The sequence below is a fragment of the Bradyrhizobium sp. OAE829 genome, from assembly GCF_040546575.1.
Classification (GTDB): domain Bacteria; phylum Pseudomonadota; class Alphaproteobacteria; order Rhizobiales; family Xanthobacteraceae; genus Bradyrhizobium.
In genome coordinates this window covers 61494-85358 of sequence record NZ_JBEPOE010000001.1, presented here as the reverse complement: position 1 = coordinate 85358, position 23865 = coordinate 61494, and the positions used below count along the sequence as shown (strand labels likewise).

The following is a 23865-nucleotide window of genomic DNA, read 5'->3' as shown; positions in this document are numbered from 1 at the left end:
GAACGGGCGTCTTTTTCGTTTTGACGCGTCTTCTTCACGCCAACCGGGTTCCATCCCGGATCAAGTCCGGGGCAGGTTTTCGCTCGAAAACGCGTCTAGAAAACGAACGCTGGAAGCCGTTCCATGCCCGGCAACACCGGCACGGCGGCATCGAACAGCGCCCGGTTCCCGAAATCGCCATGGGAACGCGTCACGATGGTAGCCCGCTGCGGCTGCGACATCGCGAAAACGCCGACCAGGCGGCCGCCGTCCCGCAGTTGCTCATACAGCTTTTGCGGCACGATCTCGGTCGCGCCGTTCAGGACGATGACGTCGAAGGGCGCCTTGGCGGGATCCCCGTCGGCGCCTGTCGCGCTATGGACCTGCCTGGCAAACTGGCCAATCACGGCGGCGGCGTATCCGCTGGCGCAGCCCACCACCAGAACGTGATCGGTTTCCTTGATTTCGGCTGCCTGCAGCATCTTCGCCAGCACCGCCGGCTGGATCAGGAACTGCTTTTCCGAACCGCCCTCGCCGACCTCGAGATCGAGGTCCAGATAGGCCAAAGCGCGCTTGTTTTCGGGGACGAAGGTCTCGCGCGGCACCGCCAGCATGGCGTCGATGATGCGGATATCGGTGACGTCGCTGGGACGCACCTGACCATCGACCATTTTCTGGCGCGCGGTCGAAAAACCGGACATTGGCGAAGACCCTTTGAAGACCCTTGGGCTGAGACCCTGAAAACAAGCGGCGTTGCCGTCGGGAGAGCTGAAACCGGGGTCATCTTTGGTACAAGCTCCGGCAAAACGCAACACGCCGGGCGTGCGCACCAAACCGGGCGCAGGCTTCGAAGGGAAAGGCGCCCTACTCGATCGTGACGGCAAGCCGGCCGATCAGCTGCGCCACCTCATCCAGATGCTCGGAATCATGTTCCGCAAGCGCTTGCGCCAGCCGGAACAGGCATTCGTCATCGCTGAGATCAGGAATATCGCTCGGCACGATCGACGGCACGGCTCTCATCAGGTCGGCGGCAATGGCTGGCATCGATTCGGCTCCCGTGAAACCCGGCAATTGCAAAACTCGGATCGGATTGAGTCGAATTGGCGGCTTGCGCCATGCTCCACGCGGATGCCGGGTTTGCACGGGCGCGTTGCCGGTCATGTCCCACGCCGGACCGGAAATGACGGCAAATCCTTGAGCCGCCGGGGATTTCAGGCCCCGTACACCATGGCGCCGGGGATGGACATTTGGTCCTTTGCAAGCCCGAAAGGCTTTGTTATACGCTCCCGGCTCGCGAACATTTGTTTCGCCTATTCCTCGGTAGCTCAGCGGTAGAGCATTCGACTGTTAATCGAATGGTCGCTGGTTCGAATCCAGCCCGGGGAGCCAGCAAATTCAATCGGTTCTCAGGTTTCGACGCGGCGCCGACAGGCGCCTTCTGCATTGGGGGCCACTTGAGAATCCTGCGTCCGGAGCGGCAACGTATTTGATCCCTACGGGGCTATACGGTCGAATCGGACGGCGCCCCCCGATCGGGCCTGCTGCCGATTGGTGCGGTCTTCGTTTACGTCACCCGTCGCTACAGTCCGCCGGTCCAAAGTGACGTTCGATCCCGATCGGCACACTGCGGATGTTTTCCCCACCGACGCGGCTGTTCAATGAGGGATCCGATTTGGTCATCCGTTACCTGCCGGCTCGGCGAAAGACAGCGCGAGCCGCAAAAACTCTTCGCGGTCAAATTCAACCTCACCGAATGCACCACGCAAGACCAGCGGACAGGTCGCGGCTGCCTTGAAGGCTGCTTCGTTGATCAGCTTGTATTCGCGGCCGTGCAGATTCATCGGAAGGCCGGATAACGCTTGAAGCCGGTAGCTGATAGCGACCAGATCACCGGTGCTTACTTCCTTGGAAAGTGCATCGATGATTGAAATGGTGGCGTTCTCGAATCCACGGGGGCCATCCTCAGCCGCGCTGTTGGCGCGCATCAGAAGATTGGCGCAAACTTCTCGTACTGGCTCGCCCATATCGGGTTCCTGCGAATCGGGATCACTCACGATGACACGATGCAGGGGGCCGAAAACCGATGATTGAGGGCTTGTCCCACCTATTCACAGGGTACTTCCGCAAGCGCTGCGTGATGCGGAATCCGGCCATTATCATCGAACGACGCGGTTCATTGCCCCGAAATATCACCCCACGCCCTTCGCCGGCAGCGATCATAAGGCACTGAAGAAGGGGCTCGCACCAGCGCCAGGAATGATCGATGATCCGATAGCCAACCAGGAACGACCAGGAACTTCGATCTTGAGCTGAACGCCGTTGAGAGGGGTGTCAGCAAAACGGAGCAGAACGCCGGGGGACAGTGTGAAATTCAAGTTGGCGATACTGATTGCGCTAACAAGGCGCCCGGACGGCCGCGCGTCTCTTGACGAGCTCAGGCACGATGTCGAGGCGCTCACTGCCGACGAAGACCAATCGGAAGAGATTGCCTCCGCGCTCGATGACATCGACATTTTGCAGTCGGGGCTGGTGACACCGGAAGGCGACGGATTTCGAATTACCGACGCAGGCCGATCTGCGTTGAAGGCTCTGGAAGCCTCGAACGAGCCCTCATTCGACCTTCGCGCACCATCCCCTCCTCCTTCACTAATGATGATCGATCATCTCATTGGCACCGAGGAGCGTCTGAAAATCTTCAATCTCGATCCGCGGGTGGATAAAATCGATGTCGTCCCCGATAGAGTGGAAGAAACCGGAAATGCCGAGGATATGCCTCCGGTAAATACAATTCCTGCCGCGGCTCAGAAGGCGAGCGGCCATTCGCCGCTTGAAGATATTGCCCGGCCGATAGCTCCGGAAATTGGTGCCGCCGATCTACAGAACAGCAATCCAGTCCCGTTTCCCCAGGAAGTACCGCGCCGGCCGGACGCAGCCGTCTTTTTGACGCGAGACTTTGTTGCTGAGGCCAAGACGCCAGCGCCCGCGCCGCCTCGCCGAAACTGGTTCAGCAAGTCGATCGCTGCCAGGCTTCAGCAAGCTCGGGCGATCTGGCAGCGTCATCTCGAGCGCGACGGATCCACCGCAAAGGCGGTACGAAGGACCGGAAATGTCGGAGGCGGAGCCATTGCGCTCCTCACCCTGCTCGTGCTCGTGATGTGCGCTGGAGGAGTGATCGCCCTCACCCAGATCAGATCCCTGAAATCGGAAATCGCAACCCTCCAGCGCGAACTCTCGCCTCTCAGGGAACGCGCAGCCAAGGCGGATCTTCTTGAAAAAGCAAAGCAGAAAGCTGATCAGCAAGCGGAATCCCAAAACAGATCAGCTGCTGAAAACAAGGCCGGGGCTGCCCCTCGAACCGAGCAAGCTGCGCTCAATCTGACACCGGAAGAAATTCGACTGATCCGGGATTTTATCAAACCCGCCCCGCCTGCGGGCCCCCGAGCGCCTGCGATCAACATTGGCGATACGGTCAGCATCGCAACAATCCCGCTGCCGTCTCAGCTCATGGAGAAGATTCCGAAATTGATCGGAGCCAGATTTACGACCCGCAATGGATCGATCGTCATTTTGCGGCGTGATAGCCGGCAGGCAGACCTTGTCTTGCCACCTAACTAGCTAAGGTGCCATCGACCATGCGGACCGGACGTGGAGAGCACCTCTAGCGCGCAAGCGCAGGCGCCGGCGGCCGCGGCGTCGCTGACAATCTTGGCCTTTCGGCCCTCGGCTGGGCGTTGGCCTGCGGCGATGAGAGTGTCGACGCCGGCTGGCGCACCGCGGGAGCTGCTGGCCGTGGCGAAGGAGGCGTCGGCCGTGGCGGGGTGGCGGCAATTCTGGGCGGCGCACTCTGCTCGGAAGCCCGGGAAATGACGCTGGTCAATTGTTCCTGGATTCCCTTGATTTGCCCGGCCACGCTTGCATTGTCGCGCACCGCTTGCTCCTGGCTTGTCTTGATTTGTTCGGAAAGCTGGGCAACAACGCGGGTCAGTTGCTCATGGCTCGCCCTGAATTGCTCGTTGAGCTTCGCATTGTCGCGGGCCATTAGTTCACGATCGGCCTTGAGCTGCTCGATCTCTTTTCCCATGCTCGCAAGATCGCGCGACATCGACTGTAGCAACGGCGTCAACTCGGGCGGCAGGGCAGCGGCGGTCGGCGCGGTCTGGACCAGCGGCGCAGGTTGTGAAGCAGCTGTCTTCGCAGCATCGCCGGACGACCCCAACCATGTGGTAAGGCCTGCACCGATACCGCCTGCCAGCAGGATGCCGGCGATACCACGTAACGCCCAACCGCCAGGAGAAACCCGGTTATCCGAGACAGCCGGACGAATCGCGTTGATGCTCCTGGTTTGCGGATCCGCCCGGGGGCCTGGGACTTCGTGCGACAGCCTGGAAGCCAGTTGATTTGCTGGATCCGCTTGAGGGCTACCTGGGAATTGTTCAGCGAGTGATTGACGAGCTATGCCGGGGATTTCGTTCCTGGCGTCGCGGACGACGTGGGCTTCGCGAGGCGGTGCTTTTCCAAAATGCTCCATTGGAATTTCGGTGACCCGCCGAAGATTGTCAGGAGCCGTCGCAACCCGTTCGCCAGCCTGCACTGCGTCGTCGGGCTCCTCGTCAAAGTAGGTAGGGGGCGAGGCAGGCTCGCGCAGTATCTCCGCTACGGTATTATGTAGCACCTCAAGTTTATCTGTATTCATTTTTTGACCCTCAGCCACAACTCGACCACGCGGCGGATAGTCTCGAGGCGACCAGGCGGATCGTCCCGTTGGCGGCACCAGTTGTCAATACTCTGCAAGTTGGCGAGCGATATGGGCCACGATGCGGTTCGTCATAAAGGCATCGTCTGAAAACATCGAGGGCAAGACCCCTGCCCCACGGGCTTAAGCCATCGGCTTCTGCCGCATGACCATGAGATACCAGACGACCCCGGGCGACGATGCCGGCCTTCGCCAATGCATGCGGGCGTTCGCCCGGGAGCGCCGCCGCTGCGCCTGCACGTTCTGCACAATCGGGAGGGCTAAACTCGCCGTAAAGCTTGCGAGGTCGCTCAGGTTTGCCGGATCATGATATGCCCGCGGATTACCCGGTATTATGGCGCAAACGCCACAAGAACTTTGAACGGTCCACCGCCATCTAGGCGGTATGCCCCACGCCAAGTTACTAACCAAGCAAGCTCTCTATACCCTCAGCCAACTGCATAGCGAGTTAGTCGGGAAGCTCTCCGCCAACCAGCGCGAAACCAAGCGGCTACGGCTGCGATATTGCAGGTTGAAGCCGTGATGAAAATGCTTAGTCCGGAATCAATATCCGACTGACCGCGCATCCCGCAACGCTGCCGCCAACTGAGGCGGCCTTGGAGATTAGTCCTTAGTCGGAAACGTCACGACCTTACGGTCACCCTGCCATAGTTCTATAGTGCATCCATCTACAAGCCGTGCGGCCCATTGTTTGGCCTCAGCCTCGTCTTTGCAGGCTACTTCGATCCGATCAGTGACGGGGTTGTCCGGACCTACCAAATAGGCGCGGTATTCCGGCATGGCATTAACCCCCAATTAAGGAACACACTTAGAGGCGCTCTCTAAGTTGGAGTCTAGTGGGGTACGGGAAAGTATCGCTGATGTGATCGGCTAGCCGTCGAGATGGTGGGCCACTTACGGAAACTGCGCCCCCAAGCCGAATAATGCTCCCTCTAAAGCTGGAAATTGCAATGCCCCGGCTTACGTCTGGGGCGCTGTAAGGCTCGAAATTGATGCTGGATAATTCCGGGAACAAGCGGCAATAACCCGCGTTGAGGCCGGTCCGGCGTTCTTGAGAGACGACGCGGAAGTTGCTGCGACTTTGAGATGTTCTCCGGCGTTGCAGCGGGGCTGATTGAAGCCAGCGAAATGGTAAGGAATAGCCGCAGAGCTTTCGCGATTGAAAAAATTGACACGAAGCAAATTCATTGGCCGCATCGAGCATTTCGAAAAGGGGCGGCGAGAAAGCGGCGAAGCCGGATCGTTTCAGAACTTGAATCGGGACTTGATGGCTTATGTTGCCTCAGCACTTCCGGCCGCCGGTCGGCTTATGCCATGAGGCCGCTTTACAGGGGCCCTTGGCGAGTTCTCCTAAAAACGCGAAGGGATAGAGAGCGGCCAAAGCCGCGCGCCCTGTCATAGCGCTGCGCCATATGGCGATGCAGCGTCCCGGAGGCTTTTGGCGTTTGCGCCCGTAATACCGGGATTACCTCAAAAGGGCTACGCACAGGATCAAAATCTTTGTTAAAGAATAGCCTCGATGTGTTGCTTTCGATTGACGACTTCGGTGCGTCCTTTGGATGCTGGCATTGTCTTCTGGGGCGGGAGTTCTGTCATGCGTCGCTCACAGCCGATCGGGACGAGAGAAGCGGACCAGGATGTTTACCTGGTACTGGACGACTTCGGCGCCCGTTTAAGCCGAGGCTGGCGCGAGATCGACGAAGAGGCTACCGATCGCGAGACGCTGATCCAAGACCTCATGAACGACCAATGCGGCCGTCCAGCGCGCATCGTCGCCTTTAATACCGCCGAGGGTTGGTCGCGGGACGTGACCATGGATATCGCCGACGAGCTGCGCATGCGATTTGCCGAGTACGATCAAATGCCGCGCTCTGTGCAGGAGTTCTTGGAGGCGGTTGCACGGCGCAATTTGAATCCTCGATCGCGACAAATTCGGCCCGTCCAGGCGTGAAGGCCCAATGAGTACGGATAAACTGCAGGAGATGGACAAAGTTCTTGCGGAGATATTCCGCGAGCCTCCACTAATTCCGACCCATCTTGAGCCCCCGCCGGTAACTTCCTTTGACCCATCAAACGAAGAGGAGCCTTCTGCTCAAGTCCCTGCAGTTGACGCTCGACCCGATGCGGAGGACGGGGTGAGACGGGCGGAACAAGCAAAGTCATTATTGGAAGGACTTGGCCTTGAGACCGCGATCCGCCTGCGCTGGGCGATGCGTGATATCAGAGCCAAACGAACGAAATTGACGCCCGTCAGCGAAAATGACCTAGCGGCGCTCATGGATCTGGGTTTCGTCGAGATGCAAGAAGGAGCACCGAGGCTCACCGGTTTAGGCGTCCTCACGCTCGATTGAGCGCCCTCACCTGCCGGTACGACGGGACGGGGAGATAAATGGACCTGCTGTCATCGATCGAATTGCCGTATTGGCTGATGATTGCGGGAGCCGCTTTAATCGCGATGGGCTCGCTTGGGCTTGTGTTTAGACGGAGCACGCAAGCTGCTGGTGATCCTGATCCAGTACCAACTGTTTCGCGCCCCGAAGGCCAGCAATGACCGTGCAAGATCTCTGACATCCTAATCGGACGCTCTTGAGAACTTCGCTCGGATAGTGGGAACCAGGGCAATGCTGCCCGGTGCAGGGAGGGAAAAATCGATGAAATATATGTGTGAGTATACAATTCGAACGGCAGGTCTTTCCTTTGATCAAAACATTGCGGGGGGTGAGGCGCTTCTAACCGCGTTCAGTAAGTGGAAGCCCGAAGAGGAAAAGGGGCTGACGATTCACGCGTTTGTTTCGGACCTCGCCGGAAGGGGCGGCTTTATTTTGGTTGAGACCAATGACCCGAAGGCCATCACCGCCTTCGCTGCAAAATACAACTATTGGAATGACGTCAAGGTTACTCCTGTGCTGGATGTTGGCGAGGTGGTTCCGATATCAGCGGGTGCGCTTGATTGGGCGCGTAAAGCATCGAAGGGTTGATCGACGGCCGCTGTAGTCCATTGAAGCGCCCCGATCCGGAGTGGTCGGGGCGCTTTAAATGAGTAACCAACACCGCGTGCAGTACCCCACGCCGTTCGCAAGAGCTTCGAGCACTTGCCGGAGCCTCCCAGGCGCGGTTGGATGGGCCGTTATCGTGAGGAATGGATGGGGCCGCAAAAGTGCGGAATTGCGGCTAGCGGGTTTGTGAGTGCGGGGCTCGCGCTGAGCGTGTCGATCGCGGCCGCCGCCGAGATAAAATCCCTTGATCTCAAAGACGATCGGGTCGAACTTTCCATCTCCGGCAGTATTGCACCCGGTGACGCTGACTTACTGAAGGCGCGCATCAAGGAGGCGAATGATGCGGGCAAACTGGTGACCTCGCTGCGGTTGAACTCTGATGGGGGCAACTTGCTGGAAGCTGTCCGGATAGCCGACGCGGTCAAGTTCGCAAAACTGTCGACAAATGTAGGGCGTAGCGCTACGTGCGCATCAGCTTGCTTTCTCATTTTCGCGGCAGGAGAAGCAAAATACGCAAACAATAGCGCCCGTATCGGAGTGCACGGCGCCTCCGATAAGGATGTCCGGTCTTCGAGAGCTGCAACCACGTCGATGGCAGACATTGCGAAGGCATTGGATGTTCCCTCGCCGATCATTCGCCGCATGGTGAACACGCCGCCCGGCGAAGTAGAATGGCTTAGTCTTGCAGATCTTCGATCGATGGGAGCGAATATCAGTCGCGTCGAGCCAGAGCGATAAAGGAGCCAGATGACCGGCAACGGATGAGCACGCTAACCGCTGCAGAGACGCTTACCGTCCCCTACCCTTCAGCGCGCCAATCGCTCCCTGGCGTTTCCCATTGCAACGGCGCACCGTGGATTTCTGTGGACAGCCGACTTTCGTTTTCAACTTTATCGCCGATGCAAGTCTCGTTGCCTAATTATGCCTCGAAAACGGTACTCCCTACCCTACCCGTTTGTGGAGGCGGGCGTCATGGAGCTATTTCGAGGTGAGAAGATTGCCACTGCTCAGGACCGATCAAACCATGACTGCCGCTTCTGCGCCGAAAGGCTCACTCTCCTGACGATCATGGAATCGGCAAGCGGAGATGTCGTTCATATGTTCGAATGCGAGCAGTGCGGAGAACGCATTTGAACCGATTAGACGCGCGGGAGCTTAGCCCCAACGACCAAAGTGAGGTCGTCCGCCGGTGGTGGAGATCGGGCCTGCTGGGAGCGGATCCGGACTTATTGACGTGCCGTTCAGAGAGAGCATCAAGGGTGACCGATGCCATGGCCGACGACTTAATGGCCGGGCTGAAAGCGAAGGGGAATAACGTCGCCGCCACAACCTACGTCCTTTATAGGAGGCCATCGATGGTTTCGGTTGATCATTTTGCTTATGAACTTCGCTCGCAATTACGAACTGCTGCCGTTCAAGGCGCCACCAGCATTGTAATCGCCTCAGGCGAACTGTGCCAATCGGTCAGAATGGGCAGTGCCTCGATGGATGCTTGCTGTGAGGCAATGCAGCAAGAGGTTCGATCTGGCGATACTGTTTTGCGGGGAAAAGAGGTCGGTGTCGGGATGACCGTTCGCTACCAGTTGCCGCGATCCTAATCGGACGACGCGGGTCCAGGGGCAGATCCTGCACTTCGCTTTCAGCGTAACAATAGGTGTTCGAATACCCGCCGGTCTGTAGAGCTGGGGCTGAAGGTAAAAGATGATCAGCTGGCGATTTGCTGTCCCGACCGTTCTAGGCGCCGCTGCCGTAGCCGCGTGGATCACCTACGTCGTTTTTCCAATCCCGCCACAGCTCCTCGAAACAAATCAGCAAATGCCGCCTGCGGCTAAATCGACAGCTCATCACGGTTCGGCGTCATCGAGTATTCCGACACCCAGCACTGAAGACGACGTGAGTGCCTATCAACGAGCCGCCGAGGCCATCCTGAAGCGAGCGCAGAATGCGAAGGCGTCGGCCGACGAGCCTCCACTGGTCGCCGGTCGTATCCCACTGCCAAAGCGGCGCCCGCTCCCTCGACCGTGACGCTCAGATCTATTTCCACATTCGAAAGGCGTCCAGTGCGTGAGCGACAAGGATGCCGACGCTGAGAATTACCAAAAATGCTGCAACAGCCTCGAACATGAGCGTTCCTAAAAGATGCTCGAGTAAGCAACTCTGCAGGGCGCACAGTCAAAATGATTCGCTTGTAGCGCGGACGTTCTCGGCATAACTGATGATTCCGAGCAACGGTCGGCCTGGTCGGCTCGACAAGCGAGTTCCGTTGCGTATCGCTGAGACTTTTGGGGGCAGGCTATCGGCAATTGTCCCCGTTCTGGCCCGCACTAGCGAACTCGTTGGGCGTCATATTCCGCAGCTTTGTTTTAGAGCACACCAATGGCCGATGATGCCCCGCCAATCGCCACAGAAAATCGATCTGCCTCTGCACTCGTCCCTTCGATTTTGAGGTAGCTATCTTTGGCCCTCACCAGCGCCGCGCTCTATTCGTAACCTGAAGTCTTAGTTAGTCAAAAACATCCACACCATCGGCCCGAAATCTGGTGGCCTCTTCGCTAGCCAACCCTTAGGTTTTCCGCGGACGTTTTGCCGCGGTTTTCGGTTTCCTCGTAGCTAACCTTCGTGCCCTCGTTGAGGCTGCTGAGACCGGCCCGTTCAACGGCTGATATGTGCACGAACACATCCTTGCCGCCCTTATCCGGCTGAATAAATCCGTAACCCTTGGTCGCGTTGAACCACTTTACAGTACCAGTCGCCATGTCCGCATCTCCAGTTTTACAACCGATGCCAGCAGCCTAATTTGATCGGGACCCGCCCGGCAAGAAAAACCCGCCGGATTATGTGCCCTCCGACGGGTTTCCTTACGCGTTACTCTCGCGAGGGCTTTGGGGGCCATGACGCGATTATCACCAACGTAACTGCAGGTAGTTAAAATTTGATCTCCCGCGGCGTCATCGGGCCCCCCTCCCTCGCGCACGCGAAACGGGCGGCACTGCGAGAAATTAAGCGACCGCTGAAGGCGGTGACCGGTCCCGCGCCCGTCGTCGTCGGCCGCGACGGTTTACGACAACCCGCCTAATCGGCGTCAACGCCTGCGGCGGCACCGGTATTGAGTCAGCGGCTTCTGTGGGCCGCTCGTTGTCAGCCGTCACTTGGATCGGGCTTTCGATCGAAGCGAGAAAGGTTCGACCGGCAGCGGTGATTTGCCAGCCCGCATCATCGCGTAGGACAAATGATTGACTGAATATTTCGAGGCCCGGGGCGCGCGCAGCCAGGCGTCTCGTTCGGTCGGTCCAGTCCGATCCGCTGGTCATAAGGATGGCTACCGCACTCCTGAGCTCGGCGAGTGAGGCGCGTCCGTCCGGATGACCGGCTAATACCTTCAATACTGTGATTTGAAAACTCACCACACGCCCCAAGACGCAACGGAAGTTTTGTAAGAAAAACAAAAGCTATCTCGCGCTCTCAGTTAGGTCTGCCGAATTGTGAACATAAACCCGGCGGGCGAACATTTTTGAGGTTTGGTGTGTTAGGTGCGCAACACTGGTAGTATTACCAGGTTTTCCCGAATCGTCTTTTCCGCAAAGTTACCGCTGGTAGCTTTCGGATGCGGGCACCCGCAGAGCGCTGGGTTTTGTAGATCACGACTCCATCAACCCTAGAACGCCGGTGGCGTTTGGACGGTGCAGCAGATGATCCGCGATGAACGGGAAATCAACCGTTACTTTGAAGTCGGCCTGCTTGTTGCCGCCCTCGGTGGGGTTGCCATGATGGCATATTGGGCATTGACCTAAGGCCGCCTCAGTTGTCGGCCTTCCGGTTCCGGGCTCGTGCCTTCGTCGGGCTGCTCAATCTGACTCTCCAACCGCCATAGTGCTGGGTCGTTTGCCTAGCTGCGAAGAAGACCGCGCCTCAATGGGGCCATGCCCGCCCTCACCCACCCCCCCACCCCGAACGTTCTCACACGCTGTTTCTGTGGCGCCGCGATCAATAACAGGCAATCACCGGCCGCAGCTCGCGGGGAAATCCCGCAAGTCGTCCCTATGCAGTTTGTGCCACGGCCAACTTTGTGGCTCGGTACGACTACTAAGTTATTCCGAATCTTCTTTTCCACAACGGAGGTGGCTGTTAGCCTTCTGCATGGCGCTCTCGCCCAGTGCCTGGGTTTGATCGATAATGCGCTAGCACTCAATGAAGAGATAGCAGTATGCCCGAGCTTGAACGGCTGTGGACAACCATTCCAATCAGTGAAGACCGTGCAGAAGGTGCCACCGAAATTTGGATGCGATATGATCTAGGGGCGCGCGCAACAATGCACCATACGTTGAATCGTTTGACCGCCGAGGGACGCATCAGGCGAATATCCCGGCCAATTCCGAACGGCGGCGAAGTGCATTTATACTATCGAGCACCAACGCCGGACGGTTCTTTATCGCGCTGATGGTTCTCGCCGTGCAGCGGCCCCCTATCAACTCCCCAGGACCGGCTTTTTGGACCGGATGCCAGTCGGTGTAATCGCATGCTCCCGATCAGCGGTGCACGACGGTGTCGCAGTCGAGACATGCAAAACTGTCCTGCAACATTAAACTTGCGCTGTTGAACTGCGCGGAAAGTTGCGCCGCATTCTGGACAGGCAAAGATAATGTAGGTGCCGTCAACCATGGGCCCATTGTGCCCCTGGTCGTTTCCCAGCTGCTCAGGTTTGCGGCGGCAGCCTGTGGCTACATGATTGGGTGTCCGAATTCTCCTGAGCGGGAGCTCAAGGTCGGGACGAAACGGCGGAGCCTCGGCTTGAAGTCCAGATCCCCATGAGCGTGCCGGTATTTAGTGACGTCGCCGCGAGGCCGATCGAGGCTGCGCAAAGCCACGCTAACCCGTCGCAAGAAAGCTGAAGCGAACAGGAATTACCACTGCAAACATAGGGGATCGGCGATGCGGGCACGTTGCCGCTTATTCCCGGAAAACTACCAAGTTTTCCCAAATCGACTTTTCTGCCATCTGATCGACTGGCAGCCTTGTGACCGGCGCTCCCGGAGAGAGATTTTTGCCTAACCCCGCTTGCCGTACAATTTGATTGTCACTAGGTTGAATGAAGTTGCGCAGTGAGTTTGCGTCATGCGTAGACCCGATCAGTCCCCCTCAATAGTACCGCGGGAAGCCAACCAGGACACGTATCTGGTATTGGACGACTTTGGCGGGCGACTGGGCCACGTTTGGCGGGAGACCAACGAAGAGGACGCCGACCGCGAGACGTTGATCCGGGACCTGATGACGGAGCAGTACAGCCTTCCGGCGCGCATAGTCGCCTTCAATACCGCAGAGGGCTGGTCTCGCGATGTGACGATGGATATCGCCGACGAGCTCCGAAGGAGATTGGCTGAGTACGACGAGGTACCGGCTTCCGTGCAGGCGTTTCTGAAATCCGCCAGCGGGGCGAGCTGAGCCGGATTACGCCCGCCTTTTGCCTGTTCCTTGGGGAACAGCGCTCCACTCGCCGATGGGCAATTGTCTCGTCACCGAGGCGATGGTGCCTGCGGAGAGCAACCGGAGAATGAACATGAAATGCGCAACAACCTCAATCGAAGTGACCAGACCGGTTGAGCTGTCTGATGAGCAGCTCGAAACAGTAGCCGGTGGAGCGTTCGAAGTAGTTAGGGTGGTCGCAATTCGCGCGGACGGTACCAACATGCAGATGTGGACCACATCCGTTACCAGGAAGTAAGCAACTCTGTTGGCGAAAACATGGGCCGCCTCATTTGGCGGCTTCTTTTTCCATTGCGGGCAACGATCCAATTGTCGTGAATTGACTGGGAAAAGCGTTTTGCACGGCCCCGCGGGCTCGGCCAAAAGGTCAGCGATGAATTTACAGTACCGCTGTGCCGGGCGCATCGTCGCGAGCTGCACCGCGCCAGCAAAGAAGAGATTGGTGGGTGACAGCCGGCCTGGAACCAGTCGTTTTGGCGCGCCAGCTTTGGCTGGAAACCCATCCGCTACCTGTCGTTCCACCCGTCCAAGAAGAAAGTGATGCAAATGGGCCGGAGCGCGCTTGGCAAAGAGCGTTGCCCGCGTATTGCCAGCAAGGCGGGTACGGTTATCGGCCGCAAGCTCAACAGCCGTATTGTGACCATTCAGTTTGACGGCAATCGAAACCCGACCTCGATCAATTGCGATTACATCGAGCTGATCAAGGTTTAGGCCCAATTAGGAGAGCCAGCCCACTGGCTTTGTAAAGCGCGTTGTTGCGCGCTTATTTGCTCCGCGGTTAGGTCGGCGGTAGCCTCCTCAACCGTCGGGCCGCTTAGCAAACATGACTAAGGCCACACGGGCGTTACACCGTATGGCCTTTGGCCGGGACTGTCCCGCTCCTCGCAAAAATTCCGTCGCCGGCTAAATAAGAGAGGAGCAAGCTGAAGCGTTCCGCCTAAAGTTTGCTCAGCCGACTCTTAAATTTTCCGCGGACGTCTTGCCGCGATTTTCCGTCTCTTCGTAGCTAACCTTCGTGCCCTCGTTGAGGCTGCTGAGACCGGCCCGTTCAACGGCTGATATGTGGACGAAAACGTCTTTGCCTCCGTTGTCTGGCTGAATGAATCCATAACCCTTGGTCGCGTTGAACCACTTCACAGTACCAGTTGCCACGTCCGCATCTCCAGTTTTAAAACCAATGCCAGCAGCCTAATTTGATCGGGACATGCCCGGCAAGAAAAACCCGCCGGATTATGTGCCCTCCGACGGGTTTCCTTACGCGTTACTCTCGCGAGGGCTTTGGGGTTCATGCCGCGATTATCACCAACTTAACTGCAGGTAGTTAAAATTTGATCTCTCGTCGGCGTAAGCGGCGAACCCTCCGTCGCGCGCGAAACGGGCGGCAAGAGAAATTAAGCGACCGCGGAAGGCCGCATCCGGTCCCGCGCCCGACGACGTCGGCCGCGACGGTTTACAACAACCAGCCTGATCGGCGTCAAAGCCTCGGGCGGCACCGGCATGGCAACAGCGGCTTCCGTCGGCTGTTCGTTATCCGCGCTCACTTGGATCGGGCTTTCAACCGAAGCGAGAAACGCCCGACCGGCATCCGTGATTTGCCAGCCCGCATCATCGCGTAGGACAAATGATTGACTGAATATTTCGAGGCCCGGGGCGCGCGCAGCCAGGCGTCTCGTTCGGTCGGTCCAGTCCGGTCCGCTGGACATTAGAAGCTCTCCGAGTGAGGCGCGTCCGCCCGGATGACCGGCTAATACCTTCAATACTGTAATTTGAAAACTCACCACACGCCCCGAGACGCAACGGAAGTTTCGTAAGCAAAAGCAATCCTATCTCGCGCTCTCCGCTAAGGTCTGCCGAATTGTGAACAGATACCCGAAGGCCGAACACATTTGAGGTTGGTGTGATAAGTGCGCAACACCGGTAGTATTACCAGGTTTTCCCGAATCGGCTTTTCCGCAAAGTTACCGCTGGTAGCTTTCGGATGCGGGCACCCGCAGAGCGCTGGGTTTTGTAGATCACGACTCCATCAACCCTAGAACGCCGGTGGCGTTTGGACGGTGCAGCAGATGATCCGCGATGAACGGGAAATCAACCGTTACTTTGAAGTCGGCCTGCTTGTTGCCGCCCTCGGTGGGGTTGCCATGATGGCATATTGGGCATTGACCTAAGGCCGCCTCAGTTGTCGGCCTTCCGGTTCCGGGCTCGTGCCTTCGTCGGGCTGCTCAATCTGACTCTCCAACCGCCATAGTGCTGGGTCGTTTGCCTAGCGGCGAAGAAGACCGCGCCTCAATGGGGCCATGCCCGCCCTCACCCACCCCCCACCCCGAACGTTCTCACACGCTGTTTCTGTGGCGCCGCGATCAATGACGCAGGCGATCACCGGCACATTAACGCAGCTTGCGTGAAATTGGCGCGTCATCCCTATGCAGTTTGTGCCACAACCAACTTGCTGACTCGGTACTACTACTAGTTATTCCGGATCCTCTTTTCCACGACGGACCTCGCTGATAACCTTTTTCATGGCGCTGTCGCAGCGTGCCTGGGTTAGATCGATGATGCGCTAGCACTCAATGAAGAGATCGCAGCATGCCCGAGCTTGAACGGCTGTGGACAATCATTCCAATCAGTGAAGACCGTGCAGAAGGTGCCACTGAAATTTGGGTGCGCGATGATCTAGGGGCGCGCGCAACAATGCACCATAAGTTGAATCGTTTGACCGCCGAGGGACGTATCAAGCGAATATCCCGCCCAATGCCGAGCGGTGGCGAAGTGCACTTGTATTATCGTGCAGCGGAATGACACTGATGGGCTGCAGCCGGTGACAAAGTCTCAACACTGGCCCTGGTTTGGAGTGGCACTTTTGGCGATGGCCGTCATTGCATGGATCGTGATCTGAAAGGCGACGGGGCAAGGCAGCGAGTTTTTTGACCAAGTAGGATTTGATTATGAGTTTAGAAAAATTGAATGACGAGAGCGTACAGCGTTACTACGAAAGCCGCAAAGAGGCCGAGGCCGATCGAGCTTTCAAGTACCATTTGACAGCCAGCCCGAGCGTCCGGGAACGGGCGGAGAAATTGCGTGAGGAAATGGTCAGGCGGAAACTTCAACACTCGCCTATTCGCTGGCCCTCGTAGCAAAGGCGGGTCTGGGCCGCATGAGGCGCGCTGGCGCGACAAGACGCCTCTCGCTCTCTGATTTTGTTGAACCTCATGATCGAGCGGATCGGCGCCAATTGACTCTGCGATTAGTCAATCCGTTTTCGTGCCAGGCGGGCTTAAAAAACGGCCCCAGCGCCAATTAAATGCGCGGTAAGGCCAAGGCTACGGTCTCTAAATCCCGCGCGGCTTGCAACACGAACGGTTGCCAGTTGTTCCCGGGCCGTTGTCTCAACTAGAGCCCCGCCGATGGCGGGCTCCGGAGGGCGTTGAGTTATCTGCTGGGCGTGCTGGTCTGACTCGGTAACGAGCCGGGCAACTGCATTTGTTGAACAGCGGGTCCTGGTTCGCCATCGGCGAATTCCAGCTCTGCATCTGAGGGTAGCCTGCCACGCCGGCCGAGCCGTGCTCTGGCCCGTCCTGCGGTTATCCGGCACTGAAAAGTTCATTTCATCACCGGCCGGGACCGATGTCCGGCTGGACCTTACCGACGCTCCGACGCCAGCGCAGCGCCCAGGCGCAGAGCCCTGTGAGTTTGTCAGATGTTATCTCCGGATTCCTACGGACTGCCGCTCGCGGGGATGTTACCGAACATTAGGCACCGATGATGCAGGCATACCGTTGCCGAAAAATTTCAGTGTCCGGGGCTAGAGCAGCGCCGCCAAGCAGTCATATTCCGCTTGTGCGGCGTTGCGGTGCAGCAGCTGATGTGTCCGCCAGTAAGTATTACGTACGGATCAAAGCTGACGTGTGCCAGAATGCTGTTAAGATGAGTTCGGCTCCGTACGGTAGGCGTGATATTGGTTTCATCGCCAATGCCCCGTCCGAGCTAGCCCCACGGACGGTTTTATTTTGTGGGATTGTGACACCCAGCGAGGCCATTAAGCTAACCAGTTAGCTTGATTGCGATGATCTTGATTGACAAATGACCTAAAACGGGAGGCTATCGCGCATACCCGAAAAAGTTTCACCGACCATTTTACTATCTTTGTTTTGCTTGCTCAGGCAGGGGCGTGGGTCTGGTTTGTAGCCACATACGGTTGAAGCAGCCCACGCATGTTAAATGGACGCAAGAACGCAGTCATCGGACTAAGTGCCCTGCTCGGATTCATCCTGCTGGAAGCCAGCTTGGCGATCACAGTAATTGTCCTTGTACTGAAGCTGATCGTCGGCGTTGAGTTGCGGTTCTCGACCTCGGACTGAACCAGCCGGAGGTCCGCGAACCACGAAAAAGCCCCGCCGGTTAGGGCGGGGCTAAGTCGAGGTAGCATTGACATATGACCCGCGTGAGGGCCGCTGGCAACGTATCACGCCGGCAAGGTCAGTCTAGTGTCGAATCCACCCTCAAGATTTCCCGCGGATTTCTTATGCCTCGAAAAGCTCCCGCCGATTTGGTGAAGCGAAAAATCTCTTGATCTCGTATCTGGGCCTCGGCCAGGACGTTCGGTGCTTCTTGGTTTTGCTTCCGTTCCGCCGATTGGCACCTCCAGATTTCATTTCCTGACCAGCAAATCCGACCAGCGCGCGACGCTCGTTACACGTGGACACGGACCGGCTAGCCGCTTTGCTCGACCAATTGGTGCAGCGAAAAAGGATAATTCGCGGTCCTCATCGGCGCAGCGCGGCGCAGGGCGATCTCGGCATTGGCTAATCAAAATGCCGGTAGTTCCGACCAACGGGTGGCACGGGAACCAGAGCCTTCCCGGCCGAGTTATACGCCCGCCTCGTCAAAAGGAACCCCGCCATGGTTGAGCCGACCGAGTGTTTTTCATGCAACGAAACGCAATTAGTCTGCGACGCTCGTCCTCAGCGGCCCTGGTCTGGCAGATACGCGTGCGTTTTCGGTGCGGCTAGCATTCCCTACCCCGAATACGATCAATCATCCTGGCGGGCTGCGGTAACGAAGAGTAGTTGGGCGGCGCTGTCGATGATCGCCCTAGGTGCTGCGCTGTGCCTAATTCCAAATTTCGCAGCTGCGGATCAACCGAAAGCGCACGGGTCGGACGTTAGCTCCCGTCAGCGATGTGTGTGCAGCACAACGATCCGCCCGGCTCGCGTTGTTCGCTACAGGCACTATCGGATCAAATCGGCGTACCTGATAGGTTATGACCCGCTGCCGTATCGCTTCGGCTCGACATTTGTCTGGCAGCCCCCTTATCGGTATTACAGACACTAGTGTCACACACATGAAGCAGGTGTTGGTCTTAATTGGGTGCCTGCTTTCGACGGCGGCGGCTGGACAAGATCTCAATAGGCTTGAGTTGGGGGTTCACGATCTCGTTGAGATCAAGACCCTCACTGGCATCACGCTCGTCGTCGATCCGACGAAAATTGTAATGGCTTACGCCCTGCCACGGCCTTCAGGTCGCGGCGCAGCCATAACCAACATTGTCGGTTTGGCGGGCGGTCCTCAAGAAGTCGACGAGCCGGCCAACGACCTCCTGGAACGCCTCAGCCTGAAGCCATACTTCGTCGCCCTGACCTTACCCGACGGGGTACCCGTGTGGATGAAGGCGTCAGCGATCTCTTTCCTCCGCGCTACCGAGACTTGGGATCACACTCGATCCGAGGCCAAGAGTGCGGTAAGCGTTGGTGGTCGCCCCATTTTCGTGAAAGAAACCGTTTCGACCATCAGGGACGCAATCAACGCTCTCCGAAGACAAAACAAACGTAATGATGGACGAGATAAGCCTTAACTCACGCTTCGTTCGAACTCAGCTTGGTCGACAGGCGTGACGACCTTTCGGCACTCGCGGAAAAAGGCCACGAAGTGCTCGACTAACTAGGATCAATCTTTAATCTAGGCGATATCACAGAACCTCCCCACTCAACCGGAACCTTGCGGAGGATCTGCTCGCAGGAGAAAATGAATGCCAGCACGGCCTCGTCACATTCCACACGCCACAGAACGCACTGCGTTACAAAAGATGAGTCCCACCCGGGGCGTTCGGCCAGAACAGATGCATCCAGCAGGAAAGCAAATTATTTCGGGAATGTTGGCGAAGGGCTGGATTGAAAAACAGCCAGACGGCCGAACCTACTGCATAACGCCGGCCGGCGATGAGGCGCTGAAAGCTGTTATTCCCACCAAACGATGAGCCAAGCGACGAAATGCATGACGGAGCAGAAGATGAAGGAAAGTACTCAAGCTAAAATCACGGCTGCCGTAGCGCTTGCAAGGGGGGTAGCACAAAAGGCGTTAGCGCCCAGCCCTAACCCTGAGTGGACTGAATATGACATGCGCTCCATCGATGAGTGGATCGCCCTTCAGGACGTGAAACTCGAGCGCCCCGAAGCCATCCGCCGGCTTGTCGAACTGGGGCTGAAGGCGAAAGCGAAGTGAAAAGTTGGAAATGGCCCAACAAGCAGATAATTCAGATCCGGGTTAGCTCATCGGGATCGTCTTGCAAAACCCCGCACGCTGGCGTTGAAGGCGAAGAAATGACGGTGACCGACTTGCGGGAGCTACAAGAAATGGCGGCGAAGCTAGAAGCCACCGCTCGCAAACTTTCGACGGGACCACGGCGCGAAGAATTACTTGAAGATATCGCGAGATTTCGTGCGCAAATAGCCGCCCTGCAGGCCGCGGCTTTACAGGGAAATGACGATGAGAGTTTTGATCATTCTAGCCGCGGCATGCTTTTCGACGAACGCGATCGCGCAGGCTCCTTCGCCGCCGAAGGTGGGCCACAAGCCGCTGGTTCAGGTGAAGCCAAAAGCGGCAGAAGGATGCAAGCTCGTCGGAACGGTCAAGGGGACCAAGCTTTGGGCAGGCAACTGCGCGGCCGCGTCAGAACTTCGGGGAACCGCACCCGCGGACGAGCCTTCCGCGCCAGCGACGGCTCCTGAAGCAATTCCCCCTGCGGCGAAACAATAAGTAGCCAAGCCCCTCTGGGGGCGGCTTTCGCGCGCCTACTTCTTCACGAGCCGCGCGACCCGCCGGTGGTCATGAGAAGATCTCGATAGTCGGACGGTCTTCAAGATATTGGCGGGCGTCCCGCTCCGCGATTTGCTAGGTCGGTAGCGGCGAGGTCATAGCGGGCCAGCGCCCCGCTAAGGTCTAAGGTCAACCGCGTAGGCAATGAACTCCTCACGGCTGGGCCCGCTCCTTGGCCAACGAAAAGCCCGGCGAGATGCCGGGCGGAACGCAAGTATTACACAGCTAAAAAGCAATGGATCGAACTAAGCGCGCCGTTCCTGGGCCGTCTGTTCACTTTTGAACGTTGTTCGCCAGCTCTGGTTGCGGAAAACTGCCGCCTGGTGGAGATAGGCTGAAAATAAGGAGGGTTGGCAAGCAGAGTTGCACGCCAAGATCATCGACCGCGGCGCGACACGCGCACGCTTCTCTGTGGATCTGAAACGGGTATAAACTCGAAAAAATCCAGACGCTTATGGGACACTCTTCAATTAAAGCACGAGGATCTTCGCAAGCTCCCCCGAGCTTTAGGAAAACCAATTGACCCGGCGTCGGCGCGTCGCATAGACGGCATCTTTCTGAGCCACTTCGAACGGGGCGTGATCGGTCCTGATCTTTCCACCGCCGCCTGCCAAATGGACCTGGAGCGCCCCAACCGCCCGACCATATCTGCTGCAAATGCCGGGATTCAGGCTTGGCCGTGAACTCCTGGATGCAATCGTCCAGGGTGCCATCGCGAATTTCTTTGCAACCGATTTCCCTGAACGAGAGACCACGCTGCACAAGCAAAGGCGGTGCCTCATTCACTTGCGCGCTTCAAATTCGGGCCGCTTAAAGGAAACGGCCGCAGCGAGGGCAAAAACACTGCTGGGGCCGCTCACCGCCAGCGGTCATCCGCGACGCCCCGGATTAGCCCGCTTTAACCTGTCGCGCTAACTCCGAACGGTCACGTCCCCGGGTCCCGGGGTGACGATGCCAAGCCCCCAGGGGCGGCTTTCGCGCGCGCTTAGGCTGCGCTAGGCTGGCACAAAAATGTCAGGGGACAGCAGAATGCCACTAAAAAAAACGCTTGATGAGATGCAAGACGGCCTGCGGCAGGCCATGGAGGCCTTAAAGAAGGGCGATACCAAAGAGGCCGAACGAATTCTTCTCATTGTCGGCAGCCTATTAGATCGGCTGGTTAGAGCCAGCAAATGAGCCCTTGGTCTTACAAAGAATAGCGCGCTTGCAGCAAGGCTCAGGGCGAAAAATGAGACAGGATCTATGGACGCCCGCCGAGGATGTTAGATTGCGCGCCTTGGCGCTGGCCGGCTTAAGTTTGGCGGAGATCTCACAGCAAATTGGCCGTTCAAAAGGTGGGGTACGCGACCGCGCCGCAAGGTTGAAAATCGCGATCGCTCGAGATCAGAACGGCGCTCAAAAGAAGGCGCGGTTCAAACGTTTAGCACCGCGAAGTCGCCACGCTTAATCTCTTTGAGATCAATCCAAGCCAAGGCTGGCGCCACAGCATGCAGGGTCTACCGAGTGGGAAGAGGCAGTCGAACAATTGTTGTATTCGTTTGCCCGCAATGCAGCGCGGGCTACCAAGCCGTGCAAACCTCGATGGCTGAGAAGGGTGGCTTTGACTGCCAAATTTGCCGGACACAGGTCTGTGCTTGGTCCGGGCCTTACTCTTACTCAAACTGGCAGGCAGTCGAAACAATGCCTTGGAATTCTACGAAATGAGTTTTCCCCGCTGAAGGCATCCCCGAATGCAAAGACAGCATTCCCCAGCCACGACACACTGTAGTGCTCCACCATGCCCACCGCGCACATGACGGATTCGCCAGTGGCATGAAATTCCAGGGTCTTCCTCGGAACCACGATAGAGGTGAACCGGCTCAGGAAATACGTCGAATGGATGAGCCGAGGCCGGCGAACCGATCGGATTGCCTACGTCACGAAGGAGTGGGATTTACCCCTACCGTTGCCCGGCGCGGAATGGCAAGCCGATGCAAAGTTTAGTCCTGCCGACGAACTATTAAGCAATCCGGATATGAAGGCTGTTTTCAAAGAGGCGCTGGAAAAAGGCGTGGCGTTGTATTCGGCCCCAAGGTCAGACGATGAAAAAACGCTGACACCCGCCCAATATGCAAATTTGGAAGCCGCCGCGCGCCGCGCGTAAGCTAATGGAGATCGCAAACGCCATTCCGTTGTTTAGGAAGGTCGCAGCCGTATCGGGAAGACACCTCTCGTTTTCAGGTGAACCCGTTTCGTACCTGTAGATCACGCCAAACGATCCGCTAGTGCGAGCTCGAACGTCACCGCAGTCTGGAAGACCGCTGACGCTCTGCGGCTCGCTATCCCTGTAATTTCGACCACTTTTCGAACGATTGGCTAAGACTGAGCTAGCTTCTCCAGGCTGGGTGCGTTGGCACCGCGCTGAAACGCTAGCAAGTCCAGGGACGGCGGCTCACCGCCAGTCAGGATCGATAAGCACGCGTGTGCCTGCCCACGGTGATGGGTCTGATGATTAAACAGATGCAAGAGTATGTCGGCGACGGCCTGAGAGTGAGGCATCCCCGACGTGGTCCTGTAGCTTTGTAAACTTGCAAGAGCCGCCTCGTCATACCTATCGACGACGGCTATTAGCCGCTCATCCTCCGCCATGCGCGCTCGGGCAAGTTCGAGGCGATCTTCGTACAGGATGGCATCCAATCGACTTGGATGTTCCCCCTCCCCGGTTATCCGTTTGAGCCAGATCCGATCGGTCAGCAGCAAGTGGTTCAGCGTGCCATGGACGCTGGAGAAAAACACGCCGATGTGCAACCGGTAGGCTTCGTCGGATAATTCGAGCGCGGCGGCGTATAGGCGGGCATTCGCCCAACGGTTATAGGCGGCAAGCTGCTGAAATATACTTTTTGTCATCAGTTCGGTCCGGTGAGCGGAAATCAGTACAGGTCTCGTTATATCGTCATCCATCCTACCCCTGCGGGTGCTGAATCACTTGTTTCGGTCAGCCGAACGGCTCCGGCGCCGTGTGTATACGACACCTGCTCCATGAAGTAGCGGCGGCCCCCATCACGGTCACTGCCCCTCATTGTTGCAGTGCGTACGCCAAAATACATCGGATTTGGACGCAAGGCACCCCCCGAATGCCGCGCGGCGGTCGGCGGGGAATTGAAAAATTGGGTTCGTTCTGCCAAATTCTTTCTCATGGTTTCTTGATGGCTTGACAGGCGATTGCGCGGATTGCTCGATCCTTCGCGATGTCACGTGCTTCGTACCTTGCAAGCTTTGCTGTCGGGCAAGGCCGTCGGATGGCTTCTGCAAGGCGTTCGGGACCAGGGGGCGGCATGGTACCCAACGGATCCAAACATTCCCGCAATTTGGCGAAGGGAACAACTTTTTGATTTTGCCAGGATTGCCGACCAGGACGTTCGGTGCAACCGAACACATAGGCGCGCTCGATCCAGGCAGCCCTCTTCATTTTAGTTTTGCCAATTTCAACTCCGCATCCGCGGCCTCTCGCGCATGCTCGATGCAAAGCTGCCGCGCGAGCTTCCATCGCTCCACCCGCCAGCAGGGCAGCCCCAACGCCAGGAACGA

General features: G+C 57.6%; 24 protein-coding genes and 1 tRNA gene. 18 read left to right on the top strand and 7 right to left on the bottom strand.

Annotated elements, in window-relative coordinates; genetic code table 11:
• Positions 1-95: 95 nt before the first annotated feature.
• Together ABIE49_RS00395 and ABIE49_RS00390 are read right to left on the bottom strand one after the other, a co-directional pair.
• Positions 96-680, bottom strand: a complete 585-nt coding sequence (locus ABIE49_RS00395; RefSeq protein WP_192735930.1) for a protein-L-isoaspartate O-methyltransferase family protein — start codon at positions 678-680, stop codon at positions 96-98.
• A gap of 163 nt (positions 681-843) precedes the next feature.
• Positions 844-1023: a hypothetical protein gene (locus tag ABIE49_RS00390; RefSeq protein WP_192735929.1), complete on the bottom strand. Its 180-nt coding sequence runs from the start codon at positions 1021-1023 to the stop codon at positions 844-846.
• 270 nt (positions 1024-1293) lie between these two features.
• Between ABIE49_RS00390 and ABIE49_RS00385 the strand changes: the two genes are divergently transcribed.
• A tRNA-Asn gene (locus ABIE49_RS00385) sits at positions 1294-1368 on the top strand.
• 287 nt (positions 1369-1655) lie between these two features.
• Here ABIE49_RS00385 and ABIE49_RS00380 read toward each other — a convergent pair.
• Positions 1656-2003, bottom strand: a complete 348-nt coding sequence (locus tag ABIE49_RS00380) for a hypothetical protein (protein WP_192735928.1) — start codon at positions 2001-2003, stop codon at positions 1656-1658.
• A gap of 340 nt (positions 2004-2343) precedes the next feature.
• Here ABIE49_RS00380 and ABIE49_RS00375 point away from each other — a divergent pair, with 340 nt between their 5' ends.
• The gene (locus tag ABIE49_RS00375; protein ID WP_192735927.1) at positions 2344-3594 is read left to right on the top strand and encodes a hypothetical protein; all 1251 of its coding nucleotides are present in this window, start codon (positions 2344-2346) and stop codon (positions 3592-3594) included.
• 43 nt (positions 3595-3637) lie between these two features.
• Here ABIE49_RS00375 and ABIE49_RS00370 read toward each other — a convergent pair whose 3' ends face one another.
• The gene (locus ABIE49_RS00370; protein WP_192735926.1) at positions 3638-4672 is read right to left on the bottom strand and encodes a hypothetical protein; all 1035 of its coding nucleotides are present in this window, start codon (positions 4670-4672) and stop codon (positions 3638-3640) included.
• A 1654-nt stretch (positions 4673-6326) separates the two neighbouring features.
• Here ABIE49_RS00370 and ABIE49_RS00360 point away from each other — a divergent pair.
• The 6 genes from ABIE49_RS00360 to ABIE49_RS00335 all read left to right on the top strand — a co-directional run bounded on the left by ABIE49_RS00360 (position 6327) and on the right by ABIE49_RS00335 (position 9326).
• A complete protein-coding gene (locus tag ABIE49_RS00360) occupies positions 6327-6683 on the top strand; it encodes a hypothetical protein (RefSeq protein WP_192735925.1) in 357 nt (118 codons plus the stop codon).
• Between the two features lie 7 nt (positions 6684-6690).
• A complete protein-coding gene (locus tag ABIE49_RS00355) occupies positions 6691-7083 on the top strand; it encodes a hypothetical protein (RefSeq protein WP_354066525.1) in 393 nt (130 codons plus the stop codon).
• 38 nt (positions 7084-7121) lie between these two features.
• Entirely contained in the window at positions 7122-7283 is a 162-nt protein-coding gene (locus tag ABIE49_RS00350; RefSeq protein WP_192735924.1) for a hypothetical protein, read from the top strand.
• A 70-nt stretch (positions 7284-7353) separates the two neighbouring features.
• A complete protein-coding gene (locus ABIE49_RS00345; RefSeq protein ID WP_192735923.1) occupies positions 7354-7710 on the top strand; it encodes a DUF3303 domain-containing protein in 357 nt (118 codons plus the stop codon).
• A 141-nt stretch (positions 7711-7851) separates the two neighbouring features.
• Entirely contained in the window at positions 7852-8466 is a 615-nt protein-coding gene (locus tag ABIE49_RS00340) for a COG3904 family protein (RefSeq protein WP_192735922.1), read from the top strand.
• A 521-nt stretch (positions 8467-8987) separates the two neighbouring features.
• Positions 8988-9326, top strand: a complete 339-nt coding sequence (locus tag ABIE49_RS00335; RefSeq protein ID WP_192735921.1) for a hypothetical protein — start codon at positions 8988-8990, stop codon at positions 9324-9326.
• A 954-nt stretch (positions 9327-10280) separates the two neighbouring features.
• Here the strand turns inward: ABIE49_RS00335 and ABIE49_RS00330 are convergent.
• Positions 10281-10484 (bottom strand): cold-shock protein, encoded by a 204-nt coding sequence (locus ABIE49_RS00330; protein WP_192735920.1) that lies wholly within the window; start codon positions 10482-10484, stop codon positions 10281-10283.
• A gap of 2356 nt (positions 10485-12840) precedes the next feature.
• On the opposite strand from ABIE49_RS00330, the gene ABIE49_RS00325 reads away from it, so the two are divergent.
• The 3 genes from ABIE49_RS00325 to ABIE49_RS39980 all read left to right on the top strand — a co-directional run bounded on the left by ABIE49_RS00325 (position 12841) and on the right by ABIE49_RS39980 (position 13920).
• Positions 12841-13167 carry a hypothetical protein gene (locus ABIE49_RS00325; protein ID WP_192735919.1) on the top strand — a complete coding sequence of 109 codons (327 nt, stop codon included), beginning with the start codon at positions 12841-12843 and terminating at the stop codon, positions 13165-13167.
• A gap of 55 nt (positions 13168-13222) precedes the next feature.
• The gene (locus tag ABIE49_RS39985) at positions 13223-13447 is read left to right on the top strand and encodes a hypothetical protein (RefSeq protein WP_502915850.1); all 225 of its coding nucleotides are present in this window, start codon (positions 13223-13225) and stop codon (positions 13445-13447) included.
• Between the two features lie 302 nt (positions 13448-13749).
• Positions 13750-13920: a hypothetical protein gene (locus ABIE49_RS39980; protein ID WP_502915849.1), complete on the top strand. Its 171-nt coding sequence runs from the start codon at positions 13750-13752 to the stop codon at positions 13918-13920.
• A 237-nt stretch (positions 13921-14157) separates the two neighbouring features.
• Here ABIE49_RS39980 and ABIE49_RS00315 read toward each other — a convergent pair whose 3' ends face one another.
• Complete coding sequence (locus ABIE49_RS00315; protein ID WP_192735917.1) at positions 14158-14361, bottom strand: cold-shock protein; 204 nt, start codon at positions 14359-14361, stop codon at positions 14158-14160.
• A 1431-nt stretch (positions 14362-15792) separates the two neighbouring features.
• Between ABIE49_RS00315 and ABIE49_RS00310 the strand changes: the two genes are divergently transcribed.
• From ABIE49_RS00310 to ABIE49_RS00280, 7 genes are all read left to right on the top strand, one after another.
• Positions 15793-16005 (top strand): hypothetical protein, encoded by a 213-nt coding sequence (locus ABIE49_RS00310; protein ID WP_192735916.1) that lies wholly within the window; start codon positions 15793-15795, stop codon positions 16003-16005.
• A gap of 1412 nt (positions 16006-17417) precedes the next feature.
• Entirely contained in the window at positions 17418-17564 is a 147-nt protein-coding gene (locus ABIE49_RS00305; RefSeq protein WP_192735915.1) for a hypothetical protein, read from the top strand.
• 983 nt (positions 17565-18547) lie between these two features.
• Positions 18548-19057: a hypothetical protein gene (locus ABIE49_RS00300; RefSeq protein WP_192735914.1), complete on the top strand. Its 510-nt coding sequence runs from the start codon at positions 18548-18550 to the stop codon at positions 19055-19057.
• Positions 19058-19476: 419 nt separating this feature from the next.
• Complete coding sequence (locus tag ABIE49_RS00295) at positions 19477-19704, top strand: hypothetical protein (protein ID WP_192735913.1); 228 nt, start codon at positions 19477-19479, stop codon at positions 19702-19704.
• A gap of 98 nt (positions 19705-19802) precedes the next feature.
• Positions 19803-20210, top strand: a complete 408-nt coding sequence (locus tag ABIE49_RS00290; RefSeq protein ID WP_192735912.1) for a hypothetical protein — start codon at positions 19803-19805, stop codon at positions 20208-20210.
• 1117 nt (positions 20211-21327) lie between these two features.
• Positions 21328-21474, top strand: coding sequence for a hypothetical protein (locus tag ABIE49_RS00285; RefSeq protein ID WP_192735911.1), 147 nt, complete (start codon positions 21328-21330; stop codon positions 21472-21474).
• 673 nt (positions 21475-22147) lie between these two features.
• Complete coding sequence (locus tag ABIE49_RS00280; protein ID WP_192735910.1) at positions 22148-22441, top strand: hypothetical protein; 294 nt, start codon at positions 22148-22150, stop codon at positions 22439-22441.
• Positions 22442-22653: 212 nt separating this feature from the next.
• On the opposite strand, the gene ABIE49_RS00275 is transcribed toward ABIE49_RS00280, so the two are convergent.
• The gene (locus ABIE49_RS00275) at positions 22654-23184 is read right to left on the bottom strand and encodes a DinB family protein (RefSeq protein ID WP_192736121.1); all 531 of its coding nucleotides are present in this window, start codon (positions 23182-23184) and stop codon (positions 22654-22656) included.
• Between the last annotated feature and the right edge of the window lie 681 nt (positions 23185-23865).